Origin of the sequence: Syntrophomonas sp. DTU019, assembly GCA_913757435.1 — a bacterium.
Taxonomy (GTDB): domain Bacteria; phylum Bacillota; class Syntrophomonadia; order Syntrophomonadales; family Syntrophomonadaceae; genus DTU019.
This window is the reverse complement of the sequence record CAJYDM010000001.1, coordinates 672,670-686,664: the sequence shown is the minus strand read 5'-3', so window position 1 is coordinate 686,664 and position 13,995 is coordinate 672,670. Positions and strand designations below refer to the sequence as shown.

15 protein-coding genes and 2 rRNA genes are annotated in these 13,995 nt (G+C 48.6%); 11 read left to right on the top strand and 6 right to left on the bottom strand.

What is annotated here, in order from left to right; genetic code table 11:
* The first annotated feature begins 240 nt into the window (after positions 1-240).
* Together AC15IQ_RS03440 and rrf are read left to right on the top strand one after the other, a co-directional pair.
* Positions 241-3,706: ribosomal RNA gene (locus AC15IQ_RS03440) — 23S ribosomal RNA — on the top strand.
* A 120-nt stretch (positions 3,707-3,826) separates the two neighbouring features.
* Positions 3,827-3,939, top strand: a 5S ribosomal RNA gene (gene rrf / locus AC15IQ_RS03435).
* A 53-nt stretch (positions 3,940-3,992) separates the two neighbouring features.
* Here rrf and AC15IQ_RS03430 read toward each other — a convergent pair.
* The 5 genes from AC15IQ_RS03430 to AC15IQ_RS03410 form a co-directional block, all read right to left on the bottom strand.
* Entirely contained in the window at positions 3,993-4,388 is a 396-nt protein-coding gene (locus AC15IQ_RS03430; RefSeq protein ID WP_483177302.1) for a DUF2178 domain-containing protein, read from the bottom strand.
* On the bottom strand, positions 4,381-4,593 hold the full coding sequence (locus AC15IQ_RS03425) for a helix-turn-helix transcriptional regulator (RefSeq protein WP_483177301.1): 213 nt from the start codon (positions 4,591-4,593) through the stop codon (positions 4,381-4,383). The genes AC15IQ_RS03430 and AC15IQ_RS03425 overlap by 8 nt, the downstream gene beginning before the upstream one ends.
* Before the next feature lie 255 nt (positions 4,594-4,848).
* Complete coding sequence (locus AC15IQ_RS03420; RefSeq protein ID WP_483177300.1) at positions 4,849-5,160, bottom strand: YmaF family protein; 312 nt, start codon at positions 5,158-5,160, stop codon at positions 4,849-4,851.
* Positions 5,161-5,302: 142 nt separating this feature from the next.
* Positions 5,303-6,145 carry a hypothetical protein gene (locus AC15IQ_RS03415; RefSeq protein WP_483177299.1) on the bottom strand — a complete coding sequence of 281 codons (843 nt, stop codon included), beginning with the start codon at positions 6,143-6,145 and terminating at the stop codon, positions 5,303-5,305.
* A 74-nt stretch (positions 6,146-6,219) separates the two neighbouring features.
* A complete protein-coding gene (locus tag AC15IQ_RS03410; protein WP_483177298.1) occupies positions 6,220-6,681 on the bottom strand; it encodes a hypothetical protein in 462 nt (153 codons plus the stop codon).
* A gap of 336 nt (positions 6,682-7,017) precedes the next feature.
* Here AC15IQ_RS03410 and AC15IQ_RS03405 point away from each other — a divergent pair, with 336 nt between their 5' ends.
* Genes AC15IQ_RS03405 through rsmI form a run of 9 tightly spaced genes read left to right on the top strand, consistent with a single transcriptional unit; the run spans position 7,018 to position 13,399 of the window.
* Positions 7,018-7,239 (top strand): sigma factor G inhibitor Gin, encoded by a 222-nt coding sequence (locus AC15IQ_RS03405; RefSeq protein WP_483177297.1) that lies wholly within the window; start codon positions 7,018-7,020, stop codon positions 7,237-7,239.
* Positions 7,240-7,269: 30 nt separating this feature from the next.
* Positions 7,270-8,700, top strand: a complete 1,431-nt coding sequence (locus AC15IQ_RS03400) for an aminotransferase class I/II-fold pyridoxal phosphate-dependent enzyme (protein WP_483177296.1) — start codon at positions 7,270-7,272, stop codon at positions 8,698-8,700.
* A 20-nt stretch (positions 8,701-8,720) separates the two neighbouring features.
* The gene (tmk, locus tag AC15IQ_RS03395) at positions 8,721-9,362 is read left to right on the top strand and encodes a dTMP kinase (protein ID WP_483177295.1); all 642 of its coding nucleotides are present in this window, start codon (positions 8,721-8,723) and stop codon (positions 9,360-9,362) included.
* Positions 9,352-9,801 (top strand): YaaR family protein, encoded by a 450-nt coding sequence (locus AC15IQ_RS03390; protein WP_483177294.1) that lies wholly within the window; start codon positions 9,352-9,354, stop codon positions 9,799-9,801. The genes tmk and AC15IQ_RS03390 overlap by 11 nt, the downstream gene beginning before the upstream one ends.
* Before the next feature lie 21 nt (positions 9,802-9,822).
* Complete coding sequence (locus tag AC15IQ_RS03385) at positions 9,823-10,785, top strand: DNA polymerase III subunit (RefSeq protein ID WP_483177293.1); 963 nt, start codon at positions 9,823-9,825, stop codon at positions 10,783-10,785.
* Positions 10,786-10,812: 27 nt separating this feature from the next.
* Complete coding sequence (locus AC15IQ_RS03380; RefSeq protein ID WP_483177292.1) at positions 10,813-11,496, top strand: PSP1 domain-containing protein; 684 nt, start codon at positions 10,813-10,815, stop codon at positions 11,494-11,496.
* Positions 11,447-11,812 (top strand): initiation control protein YabA, encoded by a 366-nt coding sequence (locus AC15IQ_RS03375; protein WP_483177291.1) that lies wholly within the window; start codon positions 11,447-11,449, stop codon positions 11,810-11,812. Before AC15IQ_RS03380 ends, AC15IQ_RS03375 begins: the two co-directional genes overlap by 50 nt.
* Entirely contained in the window at positions 11,809-12,567 is a 759-nt protein-coding gene (locus AC15IQ_RS03370; protein ID WP_483177290.1) for a tRNA1(Val) (adenine(37)-N6)-methyltransferase, read from the top strand. The genes AC15IQ_RS03375 and AC15IQ_RS03370 overlap by 4 nt, the downstream gene beginning before the upstream one ends.
* Complete coding sequence (rsmI, locus tag AC15IQ_RS03365) at positions 12,545-13,399, top strand: 16S rRNA (cytidine(1402)-2'-O)-methyltransferase (protein ID WP_483177289.1); 855 nt, start codon at positions 12,545-12,547, stop codon at positions 13,397-13,399. The genes AC15IQ_RS03370 and rsmI overlap by 23 nt, the downstream gene beginning before the upstream one ends.
* Positions 13,400-13,406: 7 nt before the next feature.
* Here the strand turns inward: rsmI and AC15IQ_RS03360 are convergent, their stop codons facing one another.
* On the bottom strand, positions 13,407-13,655 hold the full coding sequence (locus AC15IQ_RS03360; RefSeq protein ID WP_483177745.1) for an AbrB/MazE/SpoVT family DNA-binding domain-containing protein: 249 nt from the start codon (positions 13,653-13,655) through the stop codon (positions 13,407-13,409).
* Between the last annotated feature and the right edge of the window lie 340 nt (positions 13,656-13,995).

Below are 13,995 nucleotides of genomic sequence, written 5' to 3'. Positions count from 1 at the left end.
ATGCTGATTTTTTGTATCGACACTGACATCGACATCGGACTTCCGTTGTGGGAGTGTAATGGCTGGGAGAGCACCTGCCACCTTGCAAGCAGGGGGTCAGAGTTTCAGATCTCATCCATATAAACTAAACCGGTTCGTAGAGTCGACCAAGGTTCTTGAAAGAAAGTGCATACAGAAAAGCAAGGGAACATGTAGTTCATGGCTGGTGGTGAAAAGTTGAGTTTCAGCGTAAATTAGGTCCAAGATACTACAAAGGGCATGCAGAGGTGCCTTGGTGCCAGGAGCGAAGAAGGACGTGGCAAGAAGCTGCAGCTACAGGGGAGCTGCAAGCGGAGCATAGATCCAAATAGATATCCAGATGGGAACCCAATACTTGCAGAACAAGTGTATCACTGCCTGGTGGGGCAGTAGAAGCCAGACAGTGAACTGAACATCACCCATTAGCCGGAGGAGAAAGAATCAATTGAGATTCTCTAAGTGGCGGCAGGCAGGAACGGGGAAGCAGCCTAAACAGCTGGTGGTAGCCTGCAAGCTGTTGCACAGTTGGGAACAGAGGGAACACCAGACTAAGTTGCAGCAGTCAAGGAGTTACCTAAATTATATCATTGGCTCAGACCTGGATGGAAAGCCAGGCCATAGAGAAGTGAAAGCCTCGTGAAGCGAAATGATAAGGCTCTTGGTGAAGCCAGTACCCGCCGGACATTACTGGAACCAGTGGGAAGCAGGAGGACCACCTTCCAAGGCTAAATACTACCTGGCAATGGGCCTTGAACAGTACCGTGGGGAAGGTGAAAAGCACTGGGAGAGTGAAAAGGAACACGAAACCGACATGCCTAGGCAGTCAGGCACTATTTAAAGTGTGATGGCATGCCTATGCAGAATAGGTGAGTTACGGCCTTAAGCAGTTAAGTTCAGGACGGGCCTGTGGCTGAAGTCTAGAAAAGGGCGACCTGGTTGCTGGGCCAGAACCGGGTGATCTATCCATGGCTAGGGTGAAGTCTAGTAGCAACTTACAGAGATGGAGGTGGAACCAAGGTACGTTGAAAAGTGCCATTGGATGAGTTGGATAGGGTGAAATACCAATCAGCCAGGAGACCAGCTAGTTCTCCCAGAATAAAGCTTTAGGAGCTGGCGTCATGTAATTCCTTATGGGGTACAGAGCACTGGTTGGAAGTAGGGCCTTGCCAGTTACAGACCACCCAAACTCCAGATACCATGGAGTTGTGCAGCAGTCAGACTGCAGGGTGATAGGTCAAAGTAGTCAGGAGAAACAGCCCAAGACAGCTTGGCTAAGGTCCCAAAGTCACTAGAGGTGGAAGAGTAGAGTCACTTTTGGCTAATAGGATGTTGGCTTAAAGCGGCCCTGCAGTGCGTAATGACTCACTGGTCAAGTGACTCTGTAGAAAATTCAACAGAGGCTAAGCACTTAGTACCGAAGCTTTTACAGGTCTGGAGGTGACAGAGGACAGAAGACAGAGGGTGCTGTGGCAGTGAAAACTGAAGAATCCTGAGTCTATCCAAGAAGAGAGGTATAAATTAGCTTTAGAGATGCCAGATATATAGATTACAAGGAAAGAGATATGGTTAATACCTCAGATAAGGAGAGCAATATATCTATACTGTCCAACATAGCCGAAGACAGGAAGAAGAACTCTGAAAAGAGTTCCATTTTACTGAAATATATGGGCTCAACAGATAGGATTAAAGGTATATATTGATATGAGATTCATGATCTTGGTATGTGAATAGACATACATGACCAGTTAAAAAAATACAGAATCAGTTAATAAAATAAAATGCCAGCTCATTCAAGAGATGGACCAAATGAGACAAATGTCATTCTGACTTCCGTCCTCCAAACTTCAATGTAGTAGAGGGAGCATTCTTAATGATTGGAAGCTATACCATGTGAGAGTAGTGGACTATTAAGAGAGAGAATGCTGGCATAAGTAAGCGAGGCAGGTGAGAATCCTGCCATTCCTGGGAAGGCTCATCCACTTTAGGGTGTGGGACCTAACCCAGGCCGAAAGGCATGGGGATGGACAACTAAGTTGATATTCAGGTGCCACCGGACATCGTTGAGTGATGGGGTGACATGGGAGATGAATTGAAGCACGACTAGGAAGAGTGCGTCCAAGCACGTAGAACATGGAATAGGCAAATCCGTCTTACAGAAGCCTGAGGTGTGATGGGAGTGAAATATAGTGGCGAGTCACTGATTCCAAACTACCAAAGAAAAGCCTCTAGCAGGATGTTGGTGCCATTGCAAACAACCTTTGGAGTAGGCAAGGAGAGAATCCTAGGCACTTGAGAGAGCCCTCGTTAAGGAACTCAGCAAAGTTATTGTGTAACTTACAGGAGGGGTGTCTCCATGCTGATCACTAAAACTTTGATGATGAGCGTAGCAGAGGGCCCATAGTAGTCGAGCCCAGGCGACTGTTTTACCAAAAGCACAGTCTCTGCAGAAATCAGAAGATGGAAGTATAGGAGGCTGACGCCTGCCAGTGCCAGGAAGGACAAGGGAGCTCTTAGCTAGGCAGAGGTCAGAGGGTCAGAAGGAAGAGGACAGAGAAAGAAAGAAAAAAGAAAAGAGAAGAAACTGGCGGAGCCATTCCAACAGATCCAACGATCCGACGTCTGATTTCAAACTTCAGATTCCTTTGAAGGTATGAACCAGAGAAGCCCCCAGTGAACAGCAGCCTTAATATAGCAGATCCTGAGTGGCAGAAATTCTTGTCTGTGAAAGTGGATGAGGCCACACAGAAAGCATGTGATCTGGAGCACTGTCTCGACGAGGGCTCAGTGAAATTGCACACAACCTACAGTGAAGATGCCAGTTACACAGATGAGACCGTGACCCCGTGGAGGCTTTACCTTGTCTGTTGGATTTTAGGTGGTTTCCCCTTACCCAGGATACGTTGGGAGGCTATGAGAAGCAGGTTCACCAAAGGATTCGTGGAGCCAATGGGTGGGATCACCACTCTGGATGGCTGGGTTCCTAACCTGCTACCGGGTAGGGGACAGTTTCAGGCAGGCAGGGTTTGACTGGGCATGGGTACGCCTCCAAAGAAATGGCTGAGCGCCCAAAGGTTTCCTCAGCGCCGGATGGAAATCCCAGCGCGAAGAGTGCTCAAAGGCAGAAGGGAGCTTGACTGCAGGACAGACATGTCAGCGGGACAGGAGCTTATTGATCAGCGGTACCGAGTGGAAGGGCCGTCGCTCATCAGATAAAAGCTACCCCAGGGATGCTGACTTATCTCCCCAGAGTTCACATCGACAGGGAGGTTTGGCACCCTCGTGTCAGCTCACATCCTGGGGCTGGGAGAGAAGGTCTTGAGGTTGGGCTGTTCGCCCATTAAAAAGTGGTACGTGTTAGGTTCAGAACGTCTATTGAGAGACAGTTCGGTCCCCTATCCATCACTCATGACATGGGAGGTAGGAAAGGATCTGTCCCTAGTACGAGAGGACCGGGATGGACAGACCGCTAATTGTGCCACCAATTCCAACTCTTTTCATAGAGGCACAGCTAGGTAGCTATGTCTGGATGTGATAAGCATGAAAGCATCAAGCATGAAAGCCAACCTCAAGATGGGTTCTCACTTCAAAGAAGGTAGAATCCCATCAAGACTAGGTGGTTGACAGGCCGGAGGTATAAGTGTAAGTGATGCATTAAAGCTGACCAATTTTAATAGATCGAGGGCTTGACACAAATGCGCTTTAAGCAGCTCTCTGTACTTTTCAGAATCTTTCTGTGAGCAAACAGGAGGACGGTCCTCATGTTTGCAGACCCATAAAAACAATATGTAACGAAATTAAATTTCCACCATTTGACGACAATAGCGGAAGGTCACACCCGTTCCCATCCCGAACACGGCAGTTAAGCTCTCCAGCGCCGATGGTACTGCAGTTTTCCTGTGGGAGAGTAGGACGTTGCCAGGATTAATTTATGTGCCAGGCACCTTTGAAGCTTGTGGTGCCTGGCACATTTGCAGTTAGAATTTTTGGTTGTAGTAATAATAGCTGCCTACATATAACCCCAGCAGTGCACACAGGCACAAGCCTAATAAGTTGTAGGGATTTACCTTGATTTGCGGACCCCATATTGATCCCGCGAGTATAATTAGTGCCAGCGATATTGCATAAATCCTTATGGAACCGTAAGCGGCCATACCAGCTAAAGACCAGGCCCGTTCATCATACGGATTCAGGCCCTTCCTCTGCAGCTCACTGATACGACGCTGCTTTATTTCCACCGAACCGGCGGCTATTATTATACCTATCAGCAGACCCGTACCAAAGGGACTATTACCTGCGGCTATCTGCCAGACTGCTATACCAGCCATCAACGCCAGTATCAAGTATTTTATAAGCCGGGTATTACTAGCCATTGTTACGACCTCCTTCTTGGAGAAGAAATAGATCTTCAATACTCATGTTAAAAACCTTTGATAAACTGTAAGCTAGAATAATGGAAGGATTGTATTTCCCTTTTTCTAACGAAATGATGGTTTGTCTGGACACCCCTGCTAATGCGGCAAGTTCTTCCTGAGTCATGCCTGCCTTTTCCCGCAGTTCACGCAGGCGATTATTCATAAGCTCACCCCTAACGATATTTGTAAAGCTAGCTTTACAAATATCGTACTATCCTAATCAGCCAATGTCAAGCATACTTTACAAAAAGTACTGATAAGCATTTATCATACTGCCCCCGTGCGCCTCCGCCATGCTTCGTGCAAGCAAGGACCTAGAGATAGTTTGTTTTAATGAAAAGCAGAGGGAAGCGGGGACGGTTTTTCTGTCCCCGCTTCTCTTGGCGGATAAGCATATGGATTGATATTCCCCTGGTGGTTATACCGGAATATTTCTTCCGGTAACGAAGCGATAACGGTGTCTATGGCCATCATTACGAGTAGATAACCTGAGACCTGATCGGTGTATATGTCTGCCTCCACTGATATTAATATTGAGACCAGTAATATTTATCAACCTGTGGCGATGTCTATCTACTCTAGCTGTACGAACATTATATCTGTGGCGATGCCTGCCTCTACGCGTAAATAGAGTATCAATACCGGTACGTCCGGAAAAACCATGACGGTGGCCGTCATTTATTCTAGTTATCCCGGAAAAATTGTGTATATGCCTTCTTCTGCAAGACATAGCGCACCTCCTTTCTGTCTATGACATTATATGGAGATACAACATTTATGTTACTATTTATGGGAAAGGAATGAAAAAGGCCAACAAAAAGGACCAGGCTCTCTTAAAGGCCTGGACCTTCTTGCCTAAAGATATGTGGTGCTTAACCGCCGTCTCCTCCGTTGCCATTTTCGTCCGGGCAGACGCATTCTCCATCGGTGGCATCGCGGCATTGAACAAAGGTAGCTCCAGGTGCGGCATTGGCCCCAAAGTTGACCGGCACTTGAACGCAGATCAGCTGGGAAACGGTAAATTCACAGGTCCCGTTGATTTCTCCAACACAGTCTCCGCCATTAACGACCGGGTCTCCGCAGCAGACGGTGGTCACCGTGCCGGTATCAGCAAACGGTGTTACCGTAATAGGAACGCACACATTGACCAATTGTGAGGCAATGACCTCGCATACTTCAGTCTCCGAACAAGCGGGGCCACAGATGGATAGACTACTGGCAGTTTCCTGCCCGCCATTCAAACAGACTACAACAGGTCCGATGGGGAAAGGACTGGTCAGCTCAAAACAAAAAACCCCGACACTGTCTTCCCCGTCAAGAACTTTGTTTAGTTCAAAATCAAATTTAAGGCCTGAGCATCCTGTGGGGGGATCGGTATTGGGTGGGACAAAGAGTTCGACATTGTCACCAATAATCACGGTTTGTTCTACTCCGCCGATGGTTACAGTAACATTAGTGATTTGATCGAGTCTGATGTTTGGGCATATGCTCAAGACCCAATGACTTAAATCAACAAAGGTTGAATTATCCTGGCCGACCCCGGTTAAACGGTAGCAAAAGCGCTGATTCTGTCCGGGAGCAGGAAACTGAATAGATAGATTAGTATCTAACTCTACTACGAAGGGGATGATTCTGTCGCCGACGGGGACCTGACTATAGTCGATACGATTGTCACATTGTGCTTGTGCAATACTTACAGAAATTAAAAAAATCACCTCCTTAACAAGATAATGTATAATATGAAAGTCCTAGCAATTGAGTAAATTTTGTCCAGGAGGCATTTAGGAGATTAGTCATCTGACTCCACACAATCATCGCATTCTTCCAACGATGTCTCCAGGCAATCAACTCCGGGTTCACCCACTTGGGCTTCGGCCCCAAAATGAATTGGCACCTCAACACATATCTCCTGGGTGATGGTAAAATAACAAATCCGATCTTTGGTCCCGGTACAGCGCACATTGGTAACTACCGGATCGCTGCAGCACAAGGTGCTGGTAGGTCCGGCCACAGAAAACGGCTTGACAGCCACCGGCACCGATACTACTGCCCTTTGGTAGGCGATTTTTACACAGGTAGTGTTTTTGCTATACAATTCTTTGGGGTCATCTTCGTAAGCTGTTTCATAGTCCTCTCGTGGAGGGGGGTCACTTTGCTTTACATATCTGGTATTTATCGGTGTGGGCTTGGCCTTGGCGGCGTGAACGTGGAATCTTCCCCATTTGGCCGAGGTATCATTATCTCTTAACATACATATCACTCCGTTATTCTATTTCTGCTACTATACTATTAACCGGGGTTCTGATTTGCTACTGAAGTGAGTCTATATATGTAAAGCCGCTGACCTACTGGACCCGTTTTTCAATGCCATCTACTGAGAGAGAAGGGGAGAAATACCTGCAGAGATTAACATATCTGCTTAACACAGGAAAAGAATGGTACAATCGTTCATAGAGGAGGAAAACCCAACGATATAGAACAGATTGCCATTATTAGCCTGTGGCAACTTATAACCATTGGTGGGTTATGTGCATACTCTAGATATACCAGTACTAGTGGTAAATTCATTCATGTAAGGAAGGATCAGATGGCAGGAAACTCCTTATCACCGATCCAGAAGCCGAATTACAGCGGTTGTGTAGTACCGCGCTGCAGCGTCTGCCAGCAAATTCCAGCGGCAGGAATATGCGGCGGTATCAAGCTGGGCAAGGCTTTCTTGTGCCAGGAGTGCGAAACGGTTCTTATGCAGACTCCAGTAGGCAGTAACGAGTATCATCGCATCATGGAAGGGTTGCGATTAGTTTATTAAATAAGCCCGGTTGACAGGGGGATGGAGTTTTTGACTGCCTCAGCGCCGCTATATGCGGCTATTATGGATTACTGCCAAAAAGCTGGTACGCGCCTTCATATGCCAGGACATGCAGGTAGCAAGAAAGCCTTTCCGGAGCCGTTTCACAGCATAATCGCACTCGATCTAACCGAAGTACAAGGGTTGGATGATCTGCATTGGCCGTCGGGGCCGATCGAAACTGCTCAACAGTTGACAGCCCAGGCATTTGGCGCCCGGAAGAGCAGATTCCTGGTCAATGGCGCCACTTCAGGTATTCATAGCTTTTTTTTAGGACTGGGGGAGAAGAGCAAGGTCCTGGTAGCCCGCAATGCACACCGCGCTTTTTATACTGGCATGGTCTTGAGTGGCGCATTTCCGGTTTACATTCCTTGTAAGCTGGATGCCAGCGGATTGGCATTGGCGGTGGATGAGCACGATATTGCAACCCTATTAAGCGAGCAAAGCAATATTGATGCAGCTGCACTGGTGAGCCCCAGCTACTTTGGCTCCACCTGCTGTATTGACCGTATATCCAAACTGCTCCATGACCATGCCATTGTCATGATGGTAGACGAAGCCCACGGGGGGCATTTTTATTTTCACCCCCGTTATCCGCAAACAGCCCTGGCCGCAGGAGCGGACGTGGTGATCAATGGGCTGCATAAAACCTTGCCGGTTATGACCCAGGGTGCCTGCCTGCACATTGGAAAAGACTGTCCGGCTCCGGAGCGCTTCCTTCGGGCAGCCAGTTTATTAACTACCACCAGCCCTTCTTATGTGATTATGGCTTCTATCGACCTGGCTCGGGAATGGATGGAACGCCACGGCAGGGAGGCTCTGGAGCGGGCCATGCTGCTGTCCAATGCTTACCGGGACAAAATCGACAGTATAAAAGGGTTTGGTTGCTCGATTAAGGAATTAATGATAACGGGTGTACAAGACATCGACCCTTTGAAGATCTTGATAACAATTAAGAATCTGGCTGAGGATGGCTATACAGTATCCCGTCGGCTGCGCCAGGAATGGGGCATAGAAGTGGAATGGGAGTCTCGGCATAGTCTCCTGGCCATGATGTCTATATTCCATGAGGAAAAGGACTGGGAGCGGCTTTATCAGGCCTTAAGCCGAATCTCCCAACAGGCCGGGCATCGAGTGGCGGCCGCCGTAGCTGAACCCCCTCCCTGGCCGGAACCTCAAGTACAGCTGAGTCCCCGCCAGGCCCATTTTGCCCCTAAAAGAGCGGTGCCGTTAAAAAGCAGTGTGGGCAGGTTGTGCGGGGAGATGATAGTGCCTTACCCACCGGGGATACCGTGCTTGCTGCCGGGGGAAAAGATCACTGCCGAGGTTTGCACCTACATAGAGGAATTACGGCGGACCGGACACCACATTCAGGGTGGGGAAGGCGAAGCAGACCATATCCTGATCGTTGATGGAAGTTGAACCAACAAAGGAGCAATCGTATGCGCAAAGGTCTGTTTATAAGCCTGGAAGGCATAGATGGCAGCGGCAAAACCACCCTGATTCAATATCTACAGGATCAGCTAGCCGCCTATCCGCTGCTCAGCATAAGAGAGCCAGGCGGGACAGCGATTTCAGAAAGAATCAGAGAATTGTTGCTCAATGTGGATAATATTCAAATTTACGCCCGCACCGAAGCCATTTTATACGCAGCGGCCAGATGCCAGGTGGTGGATCAACTCATCAGGCCTGCGCTAGATGAGGGCAAGCTGGTGCTGGCCGACCGCTATCTCGATTCCACCATGGCCTACCAGGGCTACGGACGGGGATTGGACTTGCAGTTCCTGTCCACTTTAAATCAATTATGTACCAGAGGCTTATTGCCCGATGCCACCTTTTTACTGGACATCGCACCGGAGGTGTGTGAAAGCAGGCGTCAAAATGAGCAGGCCGACCGGTTGGAGAAAGAGGGCCGGGAATTCCAGGCTAGGGTGCGGGAGGGATACCTGCAGTTGGCCCGAAAGGAACCACAGCGCTTCTATGTTATCGACGCCGACCGGGCAATTAAGGATGTTGCGATAGATGTGTGGGGACATGTGCAACTCCTATTGAGCAGACGGAGGTGGCCCGCGCTTGAGAATTGACCGTGATCGCAAAGGCCTGGAGCGGCTGCGTACAGCCATAGGGCACAGCGTTTACGAAGTGAAGAAAACCGCCTCCGCCTCATTTGAGCAGGAATTGCAGCACCAAGAGGAGGCCGAGGCGCGCCAATTGATGGGGTCTATACTGCAAGAAGTAGACCGCATCGGAGAGAGATTGAAGCACCGGGTTACAGTGCATGACCTGATCCAATACAAGAACCGGGTCAAGGATTTTCTGAAGGAGGCTATGGCCCGGGCCTATCTTTTGAAACAGGATGTAGGTGCCGGCCGGCGCGGGAGGACTATTTTAATAAGCATCAAGACCGTCGATCGGGAGGTGGATGCCTTGTTGAATGATTTTATGAATCACAAAAAAGATCCTGTGGAAATACTGGCGGCGATTGACAAAATGCGCGGTATCATGGTGGATATGATGATTTGACCAAAAAGATGGAGATAGCTAATGGGTGATTTGGAGCAACTTTATGGGCAGGACAGGGCCTTAGGGTTTTTGCAGACCTGCATTGGGAACCACAGCCTCAGTCATGCCTATCTCTTTTACGGCCCGGCTGGGGTAGGCAAAATGACTGCTGCCAGAGCCTTTGCCACGGAGATACTGAAAAACGAAGACCCGATGGGAAAAGTCCTGTTGAAGGCGCAATCTCATCCGGATTTGCTTATAATTGAGCGCAGTCCAGATAAGACCAGACTGGGCAAGGAGCAGGTCAGTAAACCCTTGCAGACCTGGCTGGCCTTAAAGCCCTATCGAGCCAGGCATCGCTTCGTAATTATCAGGGATGCCCATTTGCTGACCCCTGAAGCGGGCAATGCACTGCTCAAAACTCTTGAAGAGCCACCTGAATACGCTGTCTTGATCTTGGTGAGTGATGAAGGCCAGGTGATGGAAACTATATCATCGCGCTGCCAGCCGGTGCGCTTTCAGGCCGTACCCGAAGAAGATATAGTTAAGATACTGGTTGCGCACGGTACGGAGCGCGAGCAGGCCTGGGAATGCGCTCGGCTCAGCCAGGGCAGTGTAGCGGTAGCCCTGGAATTCGCCCAGGAAACCGGCTTGGCTGACAAATGGGATAAAGCTCGCAATTATGTTGAAAAAATAGCTGCCGGAGAAATGGGCAGCTTGTTTGAAACCGCTGAGGCGGTTGAGAAATCTCCCCATTTGCTCAGTCACATGCTCTCAACTATACTAAGAGATGTATACGTTTACAAGTCCACCAAAAACGCTGATCTGCTGCTGCTGACCCAACACCGGGATCTGGCCGAAGCGCTCCCGGCAGTTTCTACTGAAAGGCTGGGCATTGCAATGAACTGTCTGCAGGACCTGCATCGGCAACTGCGTTATAATGTTAACCCTCTTACTGTGGGGATAAATATGGCTTATGCGGTCAGAAACGCATTTTGGGAATAGGATGCGGAAATTAAGGAGGTTATGGTTGTGGCCTGGGTGGTTGGAGTAAGGTTTAAACCCGCTGGCAAGATATACTACTTTGAATGTGAGAATCTCGACTTGGAAGAGTTGGATCTGGTTATAGTGGAGACCGTGAGGGGTATTGAATGTGGCCTGGTGGTATTGGGCAAAAAGGAGGTTCCGGAAAAAGAACTGGTCTTGCCATTGAAGAAGGTAATCAGAAAAGCCAGCGACCAGGATAAAGCCAACTACGAGAAAAATAAACAAAAGGAAAAAGAAGCTTTAGAGATATGTAAACAGAAGATCATGGCTCATAAATTGCCCATGAGGTTAATAGATGCTGAATATACCTTCGATATGGGCAAGATCATCTTCTATTTCACCGCTGAGGGGCGGGTGGATTTCCGGGAGTTGGTCAAAGATTTGGCGGCCATTTTTAAGACCCGGATCGAACTCCGGCAGATAGGTGTACGGGACGAAGCCAAGATGCTGGGGGGGATAGGCACCTGTGGCAGGGAGTTATGCTGCAGTAGTTTCCTGGGTGATTTTGAACCGGTTTCCATCAAAATGGCAAAGGAACAGAACCTTTCGCTTAATCCGGCCAAGATATCGGGCATTTGTGGCCGTCTGATGTGTTGTCTGAAATACGAATCACAGTTGTATGATATCAAGGGGCAGGAGGGCAGCAAACATAGAACGAACAGTCGCTGAACTAAAAACTATTCTGCGGGACATTATCCTGGAAGTCGGCGAACTCAAAGAGAGAGTGGTCCGGCTTGAAGCGGCTGCCGCACAGCGGGATAAAGATGTAAACCAGGACCATGGTGTTAGCGGTCTGTATGCCGATCGTGGCGGGGAAACCGCAGATTTGGCCAATCTGCCAACCGAGGCTGATCTAGCTAGCAGTTCTGGTCTGCAACAGTTCTATCTGGAAGGCCGCCATATCTGTCCCATGGCCTATGGCCAGGAAAGAAACGAGGGCTGTCTGTTCTGCGCGGCCCTGCTGGCCAGGAGTGATAGTCAATGAGCAACTCGGGCGAATCACTCGATGATCTGCTCCTAGGCGGGCTGAAGATTTTTCAGCCCCGTAAGGGATACCGTTTCTCCATCGACGCGGTGTTGTTAGCTCATTTCCCGGATCTGCATAATGTACAACACATAATTGACCTGGGTACCGGTAATGGTGTGATTGCCCTGCTGTTGGCCTACCGTAAGCCTGGAGCGCAGATAATCGGCCTGGAGATACAGCCTCTGATGGTTGAGCGGGCGCGGCGCAGCATCGAGCATAATAAACTCAACGGGACGATACACATAGAATGCCTTGATATTCGCCGCCTGGCCAGGTGCTTTCCGGCCGCAGTGGCAGACCTGGCAATCTGCAATCCTCCGTTTTGGAAAGAGGGGGAAGGTAAATTAAATAAAAACTCGGAAGAGGCTCTGGCCCGGCATGAGATTGCGGTCAAGTTGCCGGACATAATAGCCGCCGCTGACCATGTACTCAAGCCTCAGGGACGTTTGGCCATGATACACCGGGCCGACCGTTTGGGTGAAATCAGGGAGGCTTTATACTTGCAGGGGTTTCATATCAGCCGATTAAGGATGGTCCAATCATTTACCCAGGACAAACCGAAACTGATCCTCGTGGAGGGATGCCGCATCGACCCCGGCTGCCTTGTCGAAGAATCGCCGCTCATAATATATCAATCCCCGGGAGTATACAGGAAGTCAATTCGCTTTACGCTTCATATTAATTATAGAATTGCCAAAGGAAGTGAATTATAGAGCCATGGGAAAGCTGTATGTATGCGGAACGCCCATCGGAAACCTGGAGGATGTGAGCATCCGCCTCTTGAAGACCCTGCGCAAAGTAGACTTTATTGCCTGTGAGGATACCCGTCATACTATTAAGTTATTGAACCGCTATAAAATAAAGAAGAGAATGGTCAGCTATCATGAACACAGCGGCCCTAAGCAGGAAGAATATATCTTGGCTGAATTATTGGGCGGCAAGACAGTGGCTTTGGTAACAGATGCGGGAATGCCGGGAATTTCTGATCCGGGAGCAGGATTGATACGCAAGGCTTTGACTAGTGGGATTGACCTGGAGGTAGTGCCGGGCCCTACGGCGATGACCGCGGCTTTGAGCATCTCCGGACTCGATAACGAAGGTTTTATGTTTCAGGGATTCCTGCCGGCACGCCGCGGCCAAAGACAAAGAGTGCTGCGCGAGTTAGGACAGATCAAGAACACGTTGGTTTTCTATGAAGCCCCCCATCGCCTGTTGGACACTCTGGAAGATATGATGGAAATCTGGGGTAATCGGGAGATGGCTGTGGCCCGGGAGCTTACAAAAATTCATGAAGAGATACGGCGAGCCGACATAGCTTCCATCCTGGAGCATTTTAAGCATCATACCCCCCGAGGGGAATTCTGCCTGGTCGTGGCTGGATACCAGGTGCCGGTCAGGACAGTTGATATGGACACCATCATCATGGAGGTAGATTATCTAATAAGGGGAGGAATGGGAAAAAAAGAGGCCTTCCTAGAGAAGGCGCGGGAATATAATATAAAAAAATCCGACATTTATAATTACTACGAACGCAATAGACCTTAATTATGTACTAGCCAACTTGCTTGCCGAGTTCCAAAAGGCATGACCTGCACAGATTCTTGCCTTTGTAATTAGTTACTTCTTCTGCATTACCACAGAAGATACAGGCTGGCTCGTATTTCTTGAGAATGATCTTTTCGTTGTCAACGTAAATTTCCAGAGCATCTTTCTCTTCTATGCCCATTGTCCTTCTCAATTCGATAGGAATTACGATGCGGCCGAGTTCATCTACTTTCCTTACTACTCCGGTCGATTTCATCATATGCTACAACCCTCCTTCGCTAAGACAATATATTTCCAAAACAAAGTATACCAACATTGGTAGAAATAGTCAAGAAATATGGAGAAAATTAGTAATATTTTTGACAAAACAACTAGAAGTTGGGCGCAAATCTGGGTTAATTGTCGAATAGTAATTCAACCATCACATACTCTAATGCCAACTATGATGGTGACACAATATTGTTGCCCCATATCAGCGGAGGATTAACATAATCAACAGTGTGGTAAACTATAGAAGATGCGTCCCGCTATAAAGTTATAGTAATAAAGGGGAAAACCGTTGTTTTTGGCGAAAACTGCTTTATACTAATTGGGGA

Coding starts and splice junctions, on each gene's coding strand:
- AC15IQ_RS03430 (WP_483177302.1), bottom strand. CDS start 4,388: ATGGCTAGTAATACCCGGCTTATAAAATACTTGATACTGGCGTTGATG.
- AC15IQ_RS03425 (WP_483177301.1), bottom strand. CDS start 4,593: ATGAATAATCGCCTGCGTGAACTGCGGGAAAAGGCAGGCATGACTCAG.
- AC15IQ_RS03420 (WP_483177300.1), bottom strand. CDS start 5,160: ATGTCTTGCAGAAGAAGGCATATACACAATTTTTCCGGGATAACTAGA.
- AC15IQ_RS03410 (WP_483177298.1), bottom strand. CDS start 6,681: ATGTTAAGAGATAATGATACCTCGGCCAAATGGGGAAGATTCCACGTT.
- AC15IQ_RS03405 (WP_483177297.1), top strand. CDS start 7,018: ATGGCAGGAAACTCCTTATCACCGATCCAGAAGCCGAATTACAGCGGT.
- tmk (WP_483177295.1), top strand. CDS start 8,721: ATGCGCAAAGGTCTGTTTATAAGCCTGGAAGGCATAGATGGCAGCGGC.
- AC15IQ_RS03385 (WP_483177293.1), top strand. CDS start 9,823: ATGGGTGATTTGGAGCAACTTTATGGGCAGGACAGGGCCTTAGGGTTT.
- AC15IQ_RS03375 (WP_483177291.1), top strand. CDS start 11,447: ATGATATCAAGGGGCAGGAGGGCAGCAAACATAGAACGAACAGTCGCT.
- AC15IQ_RS03370 (WP_483177290.1), top strand. CDS start 11,809: ATGAGCAACTCGGGCGAATCACTCGATGATCTGCTCCTAGGCGGGCTG.
- AC15IQ_RS03360 (WP_483177745.1), bottom strand. CDS start 13,655: ATGAAATCGACCGGAGTAGTAAGGAAAGTAGATGAACTCGGCCGCATC.